Source organism: Thainema salinarum CENA647 (genome assembly GCF_057732415.1).
Window position 1 is genome coordinate 15,130 of sequence record NZ_JBYJZJ010000015.1, and the last position, 17,255, is coordinate 32,384.

The window sequence follows — 17,255 nt, forward strand, 5'->3', positions numbered from 1 at the left end:
TTTCCACTTGGGGGATAGTAGGCAGTGAGACTGTGCGCGGGAGCAGAGATTAGCTGTCTAGGTTCTGATTCCGGGCATCTTCGAACCGATCGTTTAGCTGGTTCAGTGTTTCAATCCGCTCTTGCTCAAAGCGATCAGACAGGCTGTTCAACGTTTGGATGCGTTCTTGCTTAAACCGATCATTCAACCCTTTATTCAACACATCATCACGAGACTCATCAAAGCGATCAGACAGGCTGTTCAACGTTTGAATCCGTTCTTGCTCAAAGCGATCAGAAAGGCTGTTCAACGTTTGAATCCGTTCTTGCTTGAAGCGATCATTTAACCCTTTGTTCAACACATCATCACGAGACTCATCGAAGCGATCAGACAAACTGTTGAGGGTTTCAATCCGTTCGTCATCAAAGCGATCCGTTAGCTTGGTAGGAGCGATCAGTTCAGCAGCACCAGCAGCGGGAGCAACGGGAGCAGGTCACTTTCTTGAGAGAAAAATTAGAGTAAGACTGTAGCGATATTTTGAGGGTGCTCTAATGACGCCAGCGGAACACCAAGAACTCTTACAGTGCAGTCAACGCATCGCGGAACTACTGTACCAGGAAGCCTGTGAGCAAAACCAGCCGATGGCAAATTTGGGAGCCATCGAATCAACGGTGCGCGCTCAAGTGCAAGAACACGTCACGCCAGTCATTGGGGAGTTTTTTGCCAAACCGTTACCGGCACCGACGAAGGATATCCCCGCCAACTAGAGAGCATTCTGGGCCGGTTATCCCTCAGTAGTGAACAGGCCAAACAACTCGGTGTCCGTCCCCGACAACAGGTCAGCCCTTATTTAGAGCTGTGCTGTCTGCGCCAAAGCGCAATTGTTTCTTATGCCCAAGCGGCGATTGAAGTAGAGGTGCAAACGGGACGACGGGTGAGTGCGAAAACGCAGCAGCGGTTGGAGGCGCGCCATGACTTCGAGCTGCCCACGAGTGAGGTCCCGGTTGAGCAAATGAGCCTGGATGGCGGCATGATTCGCTTGCGCACGCCGCTGGGGGAAGCGGCTGAGTGGCGCGAATATAAAGCCTTGAATTTGGGTGAGCAGCATCAGGGCATGGCCTGGTTCAAAGACAACGAACACCTGATTGAGTGGGCAAATGACCTCCCCTTAGCCCCGATAGTGGACTGCCTGGGCGATGGTCATGATGGGGTTTGGGGCATCTATGCCCAGATTGGCAACGACCACCAACGTCACGAAATCCTCGATTGGTTTCACCTGATGGAAAATTTGCATCAAGTCCAAGCCACTCCAGAAGCACTCGAAACCGCTCGCAGCTTTCTTTGGCAGGGACAAGTAGACGCTGCTATGAATGTGTTTGAGGTGAGCGAGTCGGAAGCAGCACGTCGCTTCTGTGGCTATCTAGAGCGGCATCGTGACCGCATCCCCAATTATCGTTACTACCAAGAAGAAGGGTGGCCGATTGGCTCGGGGGATGTTGAGTCCTGGGTGAAGCAAATTAACCAACGCACGAAGATCCCTGGCGCTGCCTGGAACGCTGAGCGGGTGCCGCAGGTTTTAGCGCATCGTTGTGCTTACCTCAACGGCAGGCTCTCACCTCAGAGATGTTTTTCTCTGTAGAAGGTGACCTACTCCCGGAGCAACAACGGCAGCAGAGATCGCAATGATGGAGAGATTGGCGAGTAGAGATTTCATGAGTGGGGCTCCTTTGTGGAATCAATGTGGTTTACTTTCCTTTGATTCCTATAGTGCGGGGCCAGCCTGAACCTGCTCTGAGTCGGGTCTGAGGTTGGCTTAAGGGTTAGATGAGAAGTCTGAAGGGCATTCTCAGGCAAAATTCAGGGAAGGAAGGGAAAAGATAGGGTTGCGATCGCAGCCTTATCCTTTTCTAACCCATTGAGTAATGAAGCGGTTTAGTATTTTATAGTACACATGTATGCAATTGAGAGCTGTTTAAGTTAGAGTGGAAAAACACAATATCCGCCAAGCATTATCAACCACTATGTATAAACGAGAAAATCATCTCGATCAGTTAGATCTTGATTATGAACACGACGCAGCCTACGAAGACAGCGCGATATCATCTGCGATCGCAAATGATATCGCTCAAATGAAACTGGTGCTGTGCGGCAATTCATCCAAAGGCCCGCTAGAAGACTGCTCTTATCTATCCATCGATCCCACCTATGCTGGCGCATTGTCCATCGGTCAGCGGCAACTGTATGAGATTCTGCTCACCCTGCAAGAAGCCTCCATCTATACGGTGACGACCGTCGGCAAGTTAGCCCAGATGATGGATCTACAGGTGCCGATGGCCTGCGGTAAGCGACTGGAAAATCTGCAATCCCTCGGCGCGATCGCTGGCTTCAACGGCGACTGAGCATCAATGTTTCGGCAAAAAGCGAAAAACTCACATCTTGCACCAAAACCCGAAGAGGTTGTTTTGCCGCCGCGATGCGGCGGCAAAACAACCTCTTCGGGTTTTCAAACTGCAAGGTGCAAGATGTGAGAAAAACAAATTATCCAGATGCCATTAGTAAAAAAAACTTTAAGCTCAACCCCGATTATGTTCTTTTCGAATAATATAAAGATAGAGATAAAATAACTTTTTCGGCTTTGAGATTGGGTTGGCCTATTCTAGGCTGATCACTCTAGGTTCCTAAAAAAGCCTTTTAGCTAACCATAAATCAGCTTGATTGAGATTTGTTTGGCAGCAATCAACGGGAATCTAACGCTACAGAGAAGCTGAAAATTAGTTCACTTTAATCGGCCTCAAAAGGGAGTAATTGAGGGTTTAAAGTATTGCAGAAGCATAATAAAGCTCGGCAACTTATTACGATATCCAGATGATCTGGATGGGTGATATTGATCGGGCCAAAATCGGTTTCTCCTATAGTTACCAGGGGCATCTTCTTGTCCTGAAATCTATCAGAGTCGATATGTTCGGATGATCGTTGAATCATTATCTGGATCATTGTCGCAGACTCAAGCATCTTGAACAGGATATTCTTAGAACTCTATTCATCCAGATTATTTTCACCAGGGAAATTCTGTCGCTCTTTATTCGCGATCGCAAATTCCTTGAGAATGAATTTCTAGATGAGACAAGCTCCGAAAACGCCGTTGTTTGGAGTACTGACCATGAAGAAATTCACCCCTATTAATTTAAAGGCAGCTTGCACAGTATCAACGGTAGTGTTGTTAGCCTTAGGCGTCAATGTGTTCAAACCTGCCGTTGCTCAAGTCACCGTTGATGATGACGGAGCATTTCGCATCGATCAGAATGCCTTCGATATCTTTTCCGGGCCTCTCGAAAACGATTCAAATATTCCGCTACCCGATGGCCCCGTCGAGAATCCGCAAGAAGGCCATGCCCAACCTGTGATTGACGGGCGATTAGCCCCCAATGCGATTAACATTGAGGCCGATACAAACTATATTCAGGGAGAATTACAGCGGCAAATCCCAGAATGCTTAGGGCAACAGGGTATTTGCCCGTTGAGACCCGAAGATTTTCGGCTGCCAAACCAATCATCGTTGCAGTTGAGGACTCGGTTTAATGTCTGCCGATGTCTAGGCAATCATCGCTACGGTGAAGGCATTGAGGTGAACGTATATGCACCAGATGGGACATTACGAGAATCGCAGCGGGTCTTTATCAGGGGCGATCTGGTTGAGTCTGATCCGGCAGGCAACCTACTCCCAAGCACAGACTCGATTGAGGTCGTCTACGGTGCCCGAGACCGAGTTGAACTGCGCGTGCTTAACCTTCGACCCGGCCCCAATGGCACAGTGACGGAGCATGAATCTGCCATCTATGCCAATATCAATGGCAGTCTAGCCGTGGAAGACTGGCAGAATGGGGGAGATCTTGATTTCAACGACGGGAACTATTTCGAAATTCATCATGGTACGGGCCAAGCCCACCTCCTAGGACAGGGACAATTCGAAAATATTGATGTCACAGTCACCACCGAGATCGTCGAAACGCCTCTAGACCCACTAGAGCGCCAAACCGTCACTCAGGTTGAGGATATAGTAATAGAGCGCCAGCAATTTACTGAAGTAGAAGAGACGCGAGATTACGGTGATATTGAGGTGCCGACTACGGACACCAACCTGCTGCCCCATGCCGCCGGACTCCGCACGGCCAATGGAGAGCAGCTAATCTATAATCAATACGCCGCTGCCGCTCAAGTTCGGCTGGGCACAGAGGGAGCTGTCCTAACTGGCCAACTGCCTCCCCTCAACAACAATCCTGCCGCTGCTCCAACCTTGCTGATCGGCACCGCCCGCCTGAACCCATTTGCCGATAATAACAACGCAGGTCTGACAGCCAGTGTGGGCATCACGCAGTTTCTCCACTCGACCCACGCAGATGCGATCGACATGTATGGCAACCGCATCGCAAATCCAGATCCAGATGGGCCGCGTCTCGTACAGCCCACTGGTTTGATAAATGACAGACATATAATTGGTTACGTACCCGCTACCCCTGACCAAGTGATTCCTGGAGTCTCCCTTGATTCTCCTAACGGCATTTTTGAGGTGCCGACCGATCAAGGCGTGATCATTACTCCTCCTGATCCGGCACTCGTAGGGCCAGGGGATGCAGCCTATACCGATAACGTCGGTGGTCTGATTATTGAGTGGAGCGATGGCACAGCCGAGTTTGTGCCGCAGTGGACGCAGGAAGGCTTTGCCACAGTGCCGATTACGTTGGCAGCAGGTCAAGCCAACCGCGTGATCTATGCCCTTGTGCCCCAACAAACAGGACAAAATCTGAGCTTAGGCCAAAGCTATGCGCTCCAATTCGCACCAGATGGAGACGAGGATCAGTATGTGATTGCTGATGGTGGGTTTAGAGTGATTTCGGCTGTGCATCATTCCCAAAACTTTGTGCTGGAAACCAATGGAGTTTGTGCCGTAGAAGATACGCTGCCAGGGCGCAATGCCGTTACGGCCTACTTCAACGGGATTCAAGGAATTTATCGTGAACAGGTTGGTGGGGAATGGGTGGCTACTGTTGACCTCACAGACCCCGCCAGCGCTGATGCCAGAGTCGGCAACGCCCTCTCGACTGAAGAACAAATCATTTCCGGCGATCCAGGACAGACAGGCTACTATGTGACCAATCGAGCTGGTGGATTGTATTTCAGAGGCTCACTCACCCTGGGCTTGGGCAATCAAGAAGATGTTGTCACGACCACCTCATCTACCTACGAGTCACAGGTTGAAACTCATACAGTCACCACCACGACCAATTTCTATCTAACTCCGAGAACTCAGTTAGATCAATACACGACGACAACAACTGACACGACTATCACAGACATTCAACGAGAAGGAGATGCCACCTTTGACGTTGGCATGGATGGGTTAATCTCCAATGTGGAAATCGTTCTTGATCCGGCTCAGATCGATGAACAGACAACAACAGAACAGGAGAGGGAATTCGACGGCACTGACATTGTTCAAAATCCTGAATTTCTGGCCAATAGAACCGTCGGTATTGATAGAACGATCATCCGTTGGCAGCCTACCCTCATCAATCGCCAGGTGGAAACTGGCACCGATACCTATCCCAACTTGTCGCCGCTCCTAGGAGAGCTGGCTTTGGGTGCTGTTCTCAACTTTGGCAATACGCCTTGGACACCCGCTGCCAATACTCTGCGGACTGAGCTGTTTGTGCGGGGAACGACAATCGGTCAATGCCATGACCAGGACGATATCGGATTGCGGGCTGAAGTTGTCTTCCATCCGTTTGGAGAGGAACAGCGACCAGCGTATGAATACGACATCAGCGGCAACTTGGTTCCTATTTTCCAAACTGAACCTGTTCGCGATCGCAACCAAGAGGCTGTGCATGAACTAGTCGAAACGGTCGATGGAGAACTGCTCCAAGTCCCCGTCAATCAATTCATATATGACGATAACGGCGAGCGCATTCCAGAAACCGTAGGTACAGGTAAAACACCAGGGCCAGGCATCTTCCTAAGCCTTGAAGAACTCTTGACCGATGACGATGGCCCCACCGTCGTTGGAGGCTTGCAGCTTACGTTTTAGCTCCGATGCAGACATCGCCCATTATGGCTTGAATTCGCCGCAGAGACAGCTGTTTTAGCCAAACCGCATGGTGGTAAAGACAAAGCGGAAAATAAAGATAGCGGCCAAGATCCAGGTAACAAGGGAAACTTCGCTGGTGCGACCGCTGACCAGCTTAGTGAAGGGGTAGAGAATCAGGCCAGCCGATAGACCTGCAGCAATCGAGAAGCCGAGTGGGATGAAAAAGATGGTGACAAAGGCTGGAATTGCTTCTGTCAAATCGCTCCAGCGGATATTAACAATCGCCGACATCATTAGCACGCCGACAATTAGCAGCGCCGGAGCTGTCGCAAAGGCCGGAATCGCTTCAAAAATCGGGACGAACAGCAGCGCTACTAAGAACATAATCGCGGCAACTACAGCGGTAAGACCAGTGCGGCCACCTTCCGCGACGCCAGAGGCCGATTCTGCAAAGGTGGTGACGGTGGAGGTGCCCATAATCGCGCCTGCTGTAGTTGCGATCGCATCGGCTGACAAAGCCTGATTGGCCCGTGGCAGTTCCCCATTTTCGTCAATGTAACCTGCCTGCGTACCAACTCCCATCAGCGTGCCGATGGTGTCAAACATGTCTACAAACAGGAAAACCAGCAGCACGGCCAGAAAGTCAATAATGTTGCCCGCATTAATGCCGCCCAAGCCCTGAAAGGCTGCACCAACCAAATTGCTGGGAAAGATTGGGACAGCAGCAATGCCGCTTGGGGGGGCAGCGACGCCAAAGATCCAGCCCAGGATGGCCGTTCCGGCAATGCCCCAGAGCAGTGCCCCTTTAATCCGGCGAATCATGAACATGACTGAGATGAAGATACCGAAGGTGGCCAGTAGGGTAGCAGGTTCGCGGAAGCTGCCGAATGTCGTTTTGGTCACCTCATTGGCGACAATCAGTCCAGCCCCGCCCGTTTCGGTGTTGCTGGCAAGGCCGATGTAGGCCAGAAACAAGCCGATACCAACGGTTGTCGAAACTTTGATGCAGTTGGGTACAGCCGTGATTAGATGGCGGCGAATGTCAGTCACCGTCAGGCCGATGAAGATCAGACCTTCAATCAAAACGCAGGCCAGCGCCACTCGCCAGTCAATCCCTAAACCGAGAACAACCGAGTAGGCAAAAAAGGCATTTGTGCCCATGCCGGGAGCCAGAACAAAGGGATATTTGGCATAAAGCCCCATAACCAGACTGCCGATCGCAGCGGTAATGCCTGTAACAACCACCAGTTCCCGAAACAGATCGCCCGATTCAGACAGAAACACCGCATCTGACATAATCAGCGGATGCACCACTAAAACATAGGCCATCGTCATGAACGTTGTGAGACCCGCCAGGATTTCGGTGCGGAAGCCTGTCTTGTAGTAGTTGAAATTGAAGTAGTTTGCGATCGCAGCTTGCCAGCCTGTATAGGGCGGAGGAGAGGGTGGCTTCTGTTGTGACTGTTGCAGCTCGATATCAATGTTGCTCTGGCTCATGGACGATCTCCATCGTAAAACGGAAAGAGGGTAGAGTGTTCTTGCAGGTTCGTCTTTTGGATTAGACAGAGAGCGAGTGAATAAATGGTGCTGAATCAGACAGTTTCTCTTGACTAAATAGCATTGATTTTGCAACAGCTACGAGGAAACCCAAGCCGTTTTATCAAACTGGCTCTCGAAGATCTTTATAATTTCTCCTGACAGTACAAATCCGGCTTAAATATTTTTGTGATTAGCAATACCGTTTTTCGCTCAAGTTGCAATCGCAGTTAGAAAAATAAGCCACTGATGCTTTAGCTACAGTCAGTTTTCTAATTGACCGTACAAATACGAGACAAGTAAATCCAGCTTATAAGCCTTGTACTACAGGCATTGCAGACGTTTTATAGAATGATGATTGGTTCTGACTGACAAATTTATCAGCAGCTCGATTCGCTTTTTAGCTACACAATAAAGATCCTTAAAATAAAATAAAAATGTTATGTCTGAACTTTGAATTCAGCCACAAAAACAAGTAATCTTTTACAGCTTGTAAAAGATTTATAAGTGGAACGCAGCGATTAAGCGGCGATTATAGAAATGTCTCGTCTAGGATTAACTGCAAGCGGTAGCTGCTGCAGAATTGGAAAAACTTAAAAAGGTTGGCGCAGATGATAATACTTCGGCAAATTGCTCTTAGTTTGTTGATTGGCTTCATGATGTTTGGGTGGGTGGTTCCTCACGCTCTGGCTCAACCCAGTCAAAGCAATCAGGCCATCCATCCATCTGCCAGCTTAGTTGCGCCCGATCCAGAAATGGAAATCAATATTTATCCCAAGCCGGATACGCGGACAGCGAGAGTTGGCTTTGGCCTCAGCGGCGACCCCGTGACCGTACTAGAGCAGGTTGGCAGCAACAGCGGTACAACCTGGAATCGGATTCAGTTTGAGGGAGCGACCGAGGCAGCAGGATGGGTGCAGCTTGATTACTTATCGCTTCAGTCTAGCGATCAGCAAGGGCAGAGTAATCCAGCAAGCGGGGGTTATTTGGGCAATCGTTCCTCGCAGCAGGCTCAGCAGTCGCGGCAGTCGTCGTTTCAGCGATATCGCCAACAAGATCAGCAGCGAAACTATTAACTCAAATTCTATCTGCCACCGTTACCGCCTTGAAGTCCGATCGCAATACCGATCGCAATACCTATGCCAAGTCCAATACCAATGTTGTCCGTTGCCACACCTATGGCAGTTCCGATACCTGCGCCCAAGCCAATACCGAGACCAAGATTCATCATCACAAGAGGGGAATAGAGCTTTAATGGATGCTGTTTGGATAATATCAATCGCTCATTCATGGTGTCCGGGAGCGATCGCGTCGAAGCTTAACCAGTACACCTAATACGCCAACCATAGCAGCAACTATTAACAAAGGCATCAAATTAAACTCAATTCCATTGCCGCTGGAGTCATTCTGCCAACGCACAAGCCACAGGACACCCTGGCCAATTTCAAATGAGGGTATACGTAGAAGCAGGAAAAGCAATGGCAGCGCCAGGAAAATGACAACCAATATTACAAACGCTACTGCGGTAAGACGTAACCACGTTTTCAGATTTTCCTTAAAGCGCGTCATCGGATTAGTATGGCTAACTTCTTCCTGTAGATTGCTTCCGGCAATGCTACTACACGGATCTGAGCAGCATAACACTCCCAATCACCCCCGCTAACAGCCTAGAACTCCAGCAGATAACCTCTCAACGGTCGGGTGCATTGGGGTTGTTTGTGCTGCGTCGCCTACTCGACTTTTAAGAACCGCCAACCTCAATCACTTCTCCTGGAGCAATGGTATTCAAAACGTTTCGAGCATCTGGTATCAGTGGAAGTAAGTCAGATAGCTTGTTGCTGGGTGCTACAAGAACGACGACTGCTACTCCAGCTTGCTGTAGATTTTGCTGATAGCGCAAGTTTTGATCGGTCGTCAGCAGGATCGTGAAACCCTCCTGGCTCATAAGCTTTAGCAATTCACCGTTCTTTTTCCCTGACCATCCCATTTCGACGACTGTGCGTATCTCGTAATCGGTAAGTTCACGCTTCAAAGGTCGTGGGGCACATTCGTCAAGCAGGATTCGCATAGGCTGTTAACATTTCCTTTGCTAATTCAAGGGCTGCGATCGCCTGTTCCCGACTGACACTGGGAAAATGGTCTAGAAATACTTCCAATGAATCACCAGCCTCAAGATAATCAAGTAAGGTTCTCATTGGCACACGAGTTCCAACAAAAACCGGAGTTCCCCCAGAATGTCAGGGTCGCTATGAACAACACGAGATGTCAATGCCATAACAAATACAGCCAAACGGCTACCAGCCTTTACGGTCATTATATCCTAAGATTATTTGGTCGATTCTGATATGAGGTTCAGACACAGATCGCCTCACTTAACTGCTCTGCCTATATCTTGCCGCGCACATTCTTCTACAATACCCAGTGCAGATGAAATCATATTTTGAAGATCAGAAGTTACTGAACCAGAATTAACAAAATCACACACCGCTTTGTTAACTACAGCGCTCTCAAATAGCTGATGAATTAAATTGATTATGAACAGGCCGCCCCAGCGGGGCGGCCTGTTCATAATCAATTTAAGATGGCTGTACCTGAGTAGCATGGGCAATTCTCGATTGCTGACTTTTTGAACAATATATAGACACAGCCGATAGCCAAACCAATATTTCGCTCAAATCATCAAACCATTCCTTTATTACATCCTTGCCCATCACACTTGTAAGAGTGCCACCCTCAATAACAAGACTTGATCGTTTATTTAGTGCCCTGACTAAATACCTGACTGTATTTGAATATGCCTCTACACGCTTATCACGTATCTATCTTGTATGCTCTTGTTTTGCTTATAGATAGGTTGTAATCAGTGTTCCAGCCATTCCAGCCACTGCACCAATTGCAGCACCAATTAAACCTGCTATTGTGGCATCCATAGCTCTTTTAGTTTCAATAGTATCTTAAAGAATTAAGCAAATACCTAACGAAATTCAATGCACACAACAAATGACCTAGATGCCCCAAGCAACGAATGAAGTATTGATCTGGAGAATTAAGCAGCACAACGGTCCGGTTGAGCGGCTACTGATAACCTTTGCTGCAACACCGATCGATTCTACCAGTCCGCTCCAACCGGGTTGTTATGGGGCGTTTTTTCCGAGCATTTAACGGCTTATCACTGAACTTGAATAACATCAAAAGTCCCCTGATTCTCAATGCGATAGAACAGGAAATCTGAATCGAGTGTGAGAATTTGCCGAAAACCCGTCCTCTCAGCTACCAGCACCAATGACGCATCAGCCAAGTCCATTGGCCGATCCTGATACTGCTCCATCAGATCTAGTAAACGGGGATAGTCTTGCTCTTGAATTTCGTAAACCACCAAAAGCTTATCTAAGAGCAGTTGCCCTAGCTGCTTTTGCATCGTCCACCCACCTCGATGAAGAGCTAAATACATAGCTTCTGTGAAACAAGACCAAGTTGTGAGAAGAGGTGAAGCAATCCGCCTTACAATATTTCGATAAGCCGAGTGTTTTGGCTGAGTACGATCAACTAGACAAAGCAAAACCCCTGCATCGCAAAGAATCACAGTTCTAGACCCTGCTGCCGATATTTAGATAGAAGGTGTTGCTGGTAGTCGCTAGCTGAGTCGGTTGACATGACTTCTAGATGGTCAACAGACTCGAACCACGTTGTCCATGCTTCAGCAAGTTCATCTTGGTGGTTATTAGCGACAGTGTTGTGCTGCCGCCGATGTATCAAAAAATCGATAAAGTCGTTGACTTGTTGGAGAAGCGAATCAGGCAGTTGCTGCAATTTAGCAATAGCAGTTTCACGAATCGTCATGATAGTAACCAACCAAAGAGTCCTTTACGTTTATTCTGAATTGATTCAATACGCTTGAGGAGTTGGCAGTATCTTTCTGCATTCCCCTGCAACTCGAAAAGTCGAATAGCTTCCTGATAATCTGGGACTGGATCTTGATAGTTATCTAATTGAGATTTCGTTAGGCCACGACCATTGTAGGCGTCAGGATCATCTAATTTGAGACGAATCGCTTCATCGAAATCTTTAAGCGCCCCTTGATAATCTGATAGTCGATATTTTGTCCATCCTCTTCCTTTATAAGCATTGACATAGTCTGACTGAAGACGGATAACCTCACTAAAATCTTTGAGTGCCCCTCGATAATCTTCCAACTCGTACTTCACCCACCCACGCCCGTTGTAAGCATTAGCATAGTCTGGTTGAAGGTGAATCGCTTTAGTAAAATCTGCAAACGCAGTCTGGTAATCTTTTAATCGATAATTTGACCAGCCGCAATTGCTATACCAACAGGCGCGTTCCGGCTGAAACTTCATCGCTTTCTTGAAGTCTTCGATTGCACTTTCATAGTCACCTGCTTCATACCTTGTCCATCCCCGTCCATCATAAGCATCAGGATCGTCTGATTTAAGACAAATTGCTTCATCAAAGTCAATGAGTGCACGTTGATAATCTGACAACCTATATCTGGCCCATCCTCGACCCTTATAAGCATTGGCATAGTCTGACTGAAGACGGATAACCTCACTAAAATTTTCAATCGCTCCTTGATAATCTTCAGCCTTATACTTGGCCCAACCACAAGCATTCCAAGCATGAGCGGCATTCGGTCGAAGACGAATATACTCAGTCAGGTCTAGAATCGCTTCCTGATAGATTTCTAATGTTTTTTTGGCATTTCCACGATAATAATAGGCATTAGTGTAATCAGGTTGAAGCCGTAAAGCTTCCGAATAATCTATAATTGCCCCTTGGTAATGCCCTATATCAGACTTTGCTAGTCCACGGACAAAGTATGCAAGGGCGTCTTCTGGCTTAAAACAAATATATTCAGTCAAATCCAAGATTGCGCCTTGATAATCTTCTATTGCGGCCTTTGCTTGCCCACGGGAGAAGTAAGCAGGGGCAAAATCAGGTACGAAACGAATGACTTCGCTATGATCCTCAATTTCACCCTGATTATCCCCGAATTTCCCTTTTGCGAGAGCCCGAAAAGCATACGCTCCAAAATGATTTGACTCGATGTCAATAACTTCATTGAAGTCTGTAATTGCCTTCTGGTAATCTCCTGTTTCATACTTCTCTTTTCCCCTTATATAAAAGTCTTCCGCGGTCAATGATTCTGTAGCAGTGGGAAGTTCCTTGATCTCCTGCTCAGACAAGGAAATGCCTAAATCAAGATGTTGATGCTCTAAGTTTTTAGGTTCCTTTTTTTTTGCGAACAGGACTGGAGTTAAATGTTCTGGAATACCCTGTAGCTGAATCGCATTACAGCCCAATTCATAGGCAAACTCAATTGATTCCCCAGATCCTAAAGCAGTATAGAAACCGACAGAGAATTCAATCGCTGCGCGATCGCCAATCGCTTGATTCATCCCAATCACGTAATCAATGTGTTGTGAGATCGCCTCAGCTTGAAACTCTGAATAGCAGGCATTCAGAACAACGCACTCTACATGATTAGAAAAAAGTTTGAATAGGTTGGCTAACGCATCTGAGTCAATCAGCTTAAGATTTCCTGCCACATCCTCAAAGGCCAAACCATCTTTCCCTGTACCATGACCTGTGAAATGAACGACCTGTGGCTTAAAGTCCAGCATCGCTTGTTGAATATCTCTGGTACGAGTGGCCCCAGTCGAGTTGATCGGTACTTTGCCATATCCGGCTAGACGGAGACGTTCCTTAATTTCTCTCTCTTCTTCTTGCAGGCGCAAGCTCGCTGTTCCCTCGGGGTTCGCAGCCAACACCAGAATTGATTTTGAGGTGATGCCATCATTCATGAGGATTAGGCAGGGCAGAGGGCAGATCGACTCTACTCAATTGTATGACAGACGGAGAATTCGTCTGTTAGCACCGCAAGAATGTTGAAACAGCATTCCCAAAGGTAGCTTTGAGCCGCATAACGTTCCTGGTCAGCGGTTGCCGATATTTTTGCAATCATCACAAGCGGCTTGGGTCAATCCGCTGCACCAGGGTTGTTATGCTGCCGCCGCAATATCAATAACCGACCAAATCCAGCTTTTCATGATGCAAAGTTGAGTATCTAAATCAATTTCTTGAAACAAGTAACTTGTTTGTCCTGTCTGCTTTACATCTCGGTTGCACTGGTCGATTTCCGCTAGTGAAGACTCGGTCAAAGCGGGGCAAACTGCCAGAGGCATCTCTGAAGCTCCAACGTACTGAGGCTGAAATCGTTGTGTTACAAAAGCAAGTGAGCTACCAGGAATAGCACTATTCAATTTTTCACGCTCAGGGATCTCTAGCTCGAAAAATCCTGGGGATAGAGCCTTTTGGGAAAGCCCTGTTGGGTCTTGAGATAAAAGCGAAATCCAATTTGGTGTTGTAGCAGTAATCTGACTCGCAACTTGGTTTATCCAGTCTAAGTTAGACTTACTACCCACGTAGAAAAACAATCCTGGGCTAATACAGTGGGCAGAGTGGAGAGAGAAATAAGCATCAATTCGATCAAAATGCTCAAGCCACTGGCGAATAGCTACACACTCAGGATAAGTATCTGTTGTGAAATGTCCCTCCAAATCTCGCTGATGATTGAGATTGAGTAGAGCTTGCAAGGTCACATTTGTCGGTAGATCATTGGCATTTCGAGACACAAAATCTGGATCTGCCACAGGCACAATACAAAACCGCACAGTTGGGGGCAGATTCTCTGTCAGCGTTTGAAGAATAGATATTGCAGTGAGTGGAGCGATCACTTCAGCAGCATGAAATCCAGCCACGGTCACAACTGTACGAGTTGACTGTTTATCTCCAACGCTCACTGCATAAATCGATCGCCCCTCGCCCGATACACCAATCTCCTCAACATTAGCCCCTAAAGCTTTTGTTTGCTGAATCAATGTATCTAGCTGTTTTAAATCAACCCATTCCATGACAGCACTCATGATCTTCATTTCCAAGGGTAGCAAGAGAACCTGACTGATTTGGAATTGTGTTCCAACCACACTTTCTAAAAGGCTGTCCTCACCGATAACCCAGGCAGCATAACTATTTATTAGAGTGAAACTTTCTGCCTAACACACCTATTCGGGTAATTAGGTGGAAATCCGTCAGCCTAACACGCTTATTTGGGTGATTAGGTTGACAAGTGTCTACCTAACACGCCTATTTAGGTGATTAGGCAGAAAAATTCAGTATAACTACCCCTACAACTTCAGGCTCACGCTGCTTAGAGTTTATTTATCATCCCTCAACATATATTCACTCTATGCAGCCACCTCAGCCTCGTCCAAAGAAACTACTTGACCAAATACGTGACACCTGACCAAATACGTGACACCATTCGTCTTAAACATTACTTCTACCGTACTGAACAAACCTATGTTTGTTGGAAGCGGAGTTGACTTTGTGGCAGTGAGTGCCATAGATTTACCCACACTAACGGCCACCAAACACCACTAGGGAACCAAACACATCACAGGTTGCCCCATTCGCAGACTGAGATGGATCGCGATTGAACGTAGGAGCGCCACCCAGAGAAATAACCTGCACTGCCGCTGCATCCTGCATAGCATCTTCCTTCTGCTCTTGACCCGACCAAACAAAGATAGAGCTGCCGTCGCTGGCTCCTGGATGAGCCCCCTGACCTGCGATCGCAGTATTGTGATCAAACACCGTATGGTTCAAGATTAGCCGACTGGACTTAAGAAAAATCGCGCCGCCAAAGCCTGCGCCGCCGCCGCCGTGACCGATTTCGCCATCACCACCGCCGAAGCCACCTTGTCCAGGAATGCCGGATTCACCCGCTTTTCCATCGTAACCACCCTGACCGCCGAAGCCACCGCCACCGCCGCCACCGCCAAAGCCACCATTACCGCCGTTGCCGCCATTGCCACCGTTAGCTACAGGGGCTACTGCATTACCACCATTGCCGCCATTCCCCGCGTTGCCAAAGCCACCAAAGCCGCCGCCGCCACCAAAGGCCACCGTTCCGATACTGCCCTCTTCTTCCCAGAGGCCAAAGCCACCGAAGATGCCGACCCCGCCATCGCCACCGTCGCCACCATTGCCGCCGCTACCGCCTTCAGCTCCACCGTTGCCGCCATTACCGCCGTTGCCCGCGTTGCCAAAGCCACCAAAGCCACCACCACCACCAAAGGCAATGCTGCCGATGCCGCCTACACCAATGCCGTTGACACCTGCGATCGCACCTCGATTAGCCCGCAGCTTTTTAGTCGTACCGCTAATCGAAAGCTGTCCTAGTGTACGTTCTGGAAGCGTCGAATTCTCAGGATTGGGCAGACTGATGCCGTTGAGACCTGCGATCGCGCCTCGATTGACTTTGAAAACTTTGCCATCGACATCAATTTGACCCGATACAGGACTCGCTTCAGCGTCCGGTACAGGCGCTAGACGCAAGCCCCCATCGCCACCTGCCGCACGATTATTAATCAACTGCACCTGGCTCAAGATAGCACTGCCATTTTCGATCAATAGTCCACCACCCAAACCTGCATCACCACCAGCGGTTCCTTTCCCATCGGCACCTTGGGCGAGGCCATCGGCAATCGTCAGATCTTGCACAACCACGTCACTATCTTTGACGTGCAAAACCCGAAACTGCTCATTACCGCTCAATGTGGCACCATGCCCAAACAGGTAAAGATTACTGGTCACAACAGGCAGGGGAGACTGTAAAACAATGGGTGCGTTTAGCTGACGCAGTTCAATCAGGTCATCTTCCGGCGTCCAGTTAGCCTCGGTAATGGCCCAGCGTAGGGAACCCGTGCCGCCATCTGCATGAGTCGTGACGGTCATTTGGCGCAGGACAGCTCCATACAAGCCAGTGAGAGGCAAGGACGTTGCCACAGTACCAACCGTTGATTCAAGCTGCCAGTCCCCATGCAGCAAGGGATCGCCGGACAGCGTGGTAGACGCAGCCAGATCGGCCTGAGTCAGTTGGTGCAGTTCAGCCAGCAACGTTTGTCCTTGAGCCGTTGCCCCCACCTCACAGCCGTAAAGGAAGATGTCGCCACCCGGAGCCAGAGCATGTTGCCAATTTGTGAAGAGATGGCGCTGGTTAGAGTCTTTGACAGAATCCGTATTTACAACCGTTTGACCCAGCTGAAACTGACCTGGCGCACCGTGGGAAATCACATGAACAGCCTGCAAGTTTCTGTAGTGCTGCAACTGGTGAGTCACTGAAGCGAGATCAATTTTGGCAGAGAGCACCCAGCCTTGCTGATGGGAATGAAGCTGGCTCAGAAAAAACTGCGGATTGTGAACCGATGAGTCAATCAAAACCAATTCCGTCGGTTGATTAAAATAGAGCACTAAAGCAACAATCAAACTACTAAGAATTCCAACTCCTATACAGCGATAGACTGACAAAATACGGATAAAGCGAGACTGCATAACCAGAGCGAGTACTTTCATTGCCTATTTGATCTGAATTCTGAGTATTCTCATATCAAGTCCGTGTATAAAAAACCAATTTGTTTTTGTGGAAGGCTTGTTTCGCAAACCTTCCACAAAAACAAATCATCAGGTTTTGGATCGAACTTATTTAATTCACAACCCCGAGCATAGTTATAGCGCTTAAATCGTGTGAGCCAAACATGTACACCAGCGTAGAAAGCACCAAATTGGTATCCATACA

At 48.3% G+C, this 17,255-nt stretch carries 14 protein-coding genes and 1 pseudogene; 4 read left to right on the forward strand and 11 right to left on the reverse strand.

The genetic code is table 11. The features are described from left to right. Positions 1-49: 49 nt before the first annotated feature. Entirely contained in the window at positions 50-373 is a 324-nt protein-coding gene (locus AC286M_RS02020; protein ID WP_488202792.1) for a hypothetical protein, read from the reverse strand. A gap of 157 nt (positions 374-530) precedes the next feature. Between AC286M_RS02020 and AC286M_RS02025 the strand changes: the two genes are divergently transcribed. The 3 genes from AC286M_RS02025 (at position 531) to AC286M_RS02035 (ending at position 6,064) form a co-directional block, all read left to right on the forward strand. Then, a protein-coding gene (locus tag AC286M_RS02025) for an ISKra4 family transposase (protein WP_488202786.1) occupies positions 531-1,618 on the forward strand; the annotation gives its coding sequence in 2 pieces (ribosomal slippage) (positions 531-702 and positions 702-1,618; 1,089 coding nt in all). A gap of 382 nt (positions 1,619-2,000) precedes the next feature. Next, positions 2,001-2,378, forward strand: a complete 378-nt coding sequence (locus AC286M_RS02030) for a hypothetical protein (protein ID WP_488202793.1) — start codon at positions 2,001-2,003, stop codon at positions 2,376-2,378. A 761-nt stretch (positions 2,379-3,139) separates the two neighbouring features. Beyond that, positions 3,140-6,064 carry a hypothetical protein gene (locus AC286M_RS02035; protein ID WP_488202794.1) on the forward strand — a complete coding sequence of 975 codons (2,925 nt, stop codon included), beginning with the start codon at positions 3,140-3,142 and terminating at the stop codon, positions 6,062-6,064. 54 nt (positions 6,065-6,118) lie between these two features. On the opposite strand, the gene AC286M_RS02040 is transcribed toward AC286M_RS02035, so the two are convergent. Next, positions 6,119-7,561 carry an NCS2 family permease gene (locus AC286M_RS02040; protein ID WP_488202795.1) on the reverse strand — a complete coding sequence of 481 codons (1,443 nt, stop codon included), beginning with the start codon at positions 7,559-7,561 and terminating at the stop codon, positions 6,119-6,121. Positions 7,562-8,256: 695 nt separating this feature from the next. Here AC286M_RS02040 and AC286M_RS02045 point away from each other — a divergent pair. After that, complete coding sequence (locus AC286M_RS02045) at positions 8,257-8,676, forward strand: SH3 domain-containing protein (RefSeq protein WP_488202796.1); 420 nt, start codon at positions 8,257-8,259, stop codon at positions 8,674-8,676. Between the two features lie 8 nt (positions 8,677-8,684). Here AC286M_RS02045 and AC286M_RS02050 read toward each other — a convergent pair whose 3' ends face one another. The 9 genes and pseudogenes from AC286M_RS02050 to AC286M_RS02090 all read right to left on the reverse strand — a co-directional run bounded on the left by AC286M_RS02050 (position 8,685) and on the right by AC286M_RS02090 (position 17,032). After that, positions 8,685-8,891, reverse strand: coding sequence for a glycine zipper domain-containing protein (locus tag AC286M_RS02050; protein WP_488202797.1), 207 nt, complete (start codon positions 8,889-8,891; stop codon positions 8,685-8,687). After that, entirely contained in the window at positions 8,888-9,169 is a 282-nt protein-coding gene (locus tag AC286M_RS02055; RefSeq protein WP_488202798.1) for a hypothetical protein, read from the reverse strand. Before AC286M_RS02055 ends, AC286M_RS02050 begins: the two co-directional genes overlap by 4 nt. Before the next feature lie 172 nt (positions 9,170-9,341). Then, a complete protein-coding gene (locus AC286M_RS02060; RefSeq protein ID WP_488202799.1) occupies positions 9,342-9,632 on the reverse strand; it encodes a hypothetical protein in 291 nt (96 codons plus the stop codon). 19 nt (positions 9,633-9,651) lie between these two features. Further along, positions 9,652-9,819, reverse strand: a pseudogene (locus tag AC286M_RS02065) (DUF433 domain-containing protein); the annotation flags it as partial. A 950-nt stretch (positions 9,820-10,769) separates the two neighbouring features. Beyond that, on the reverse strand, positions 10,770-11,183 hold the full coding sequence (locus AC286M_RS02070) for a type II toxin-antitoxin system VapC family toxin (RefSeq protein ID WP_488202800.1): 414 nt from the start codon (positions 11,181-11,183) through the stop codon (positions 10,770-10,772). Further along, complete coding sequence (locus AC286M_RS02075; protein ID WP_488202801.1) at positions 11,180-11,440, reverse strand: hypothetical protein; 261 nt, start codon at positions 11,438-11,440, stop codon at positions 11,180-11,182. The genes AC286M_RS02070 and AC286M_RS02075 overlap by 4 nt, the downstream gene beginning before the upstream one ends. Beyond that, positions 11,437-13,419, reverse strand: coding sequence for a tetratricopeptide repeat protein (locus AC286M_RS02080; protein WP_488202802.1), 1,983 nt, complete (start codon positions 13,417-13,419; stop codon positions 11,437-11,439). The genes AC286M_RS02075 and AC286M_RS02080 overlap by 4 nt, the downstream gene beginning before the upstream one ends. A 198-nt stretch (positions 13,420-13,617) precedes the next feature. Further along, on the reverse strand, positions 13,618-14,541 hold the full coding sequence (locus AC286M_RS02085) for a M14 family zinc carboxypeptidase (RefSeq protein WP_488202803.1): 924 nt from the start codon (positions 14,539-14,541) through the stop codon (positions 13,618-13,620). Positions 14,542-15,034: 493 nt separating this feature from the next. Next, a complete protein-coding gene (locus tag AC286M_RS02090) occupies positions 15,035-17,032 on the reverse strand; it encodes a DUF4347 domain-containing protein (protein WP_488202804.1) in 1,998 nt (665 codons plus the stop codon). Positions 17,033-17,255 lie beyond the last annotated feature (223 nt).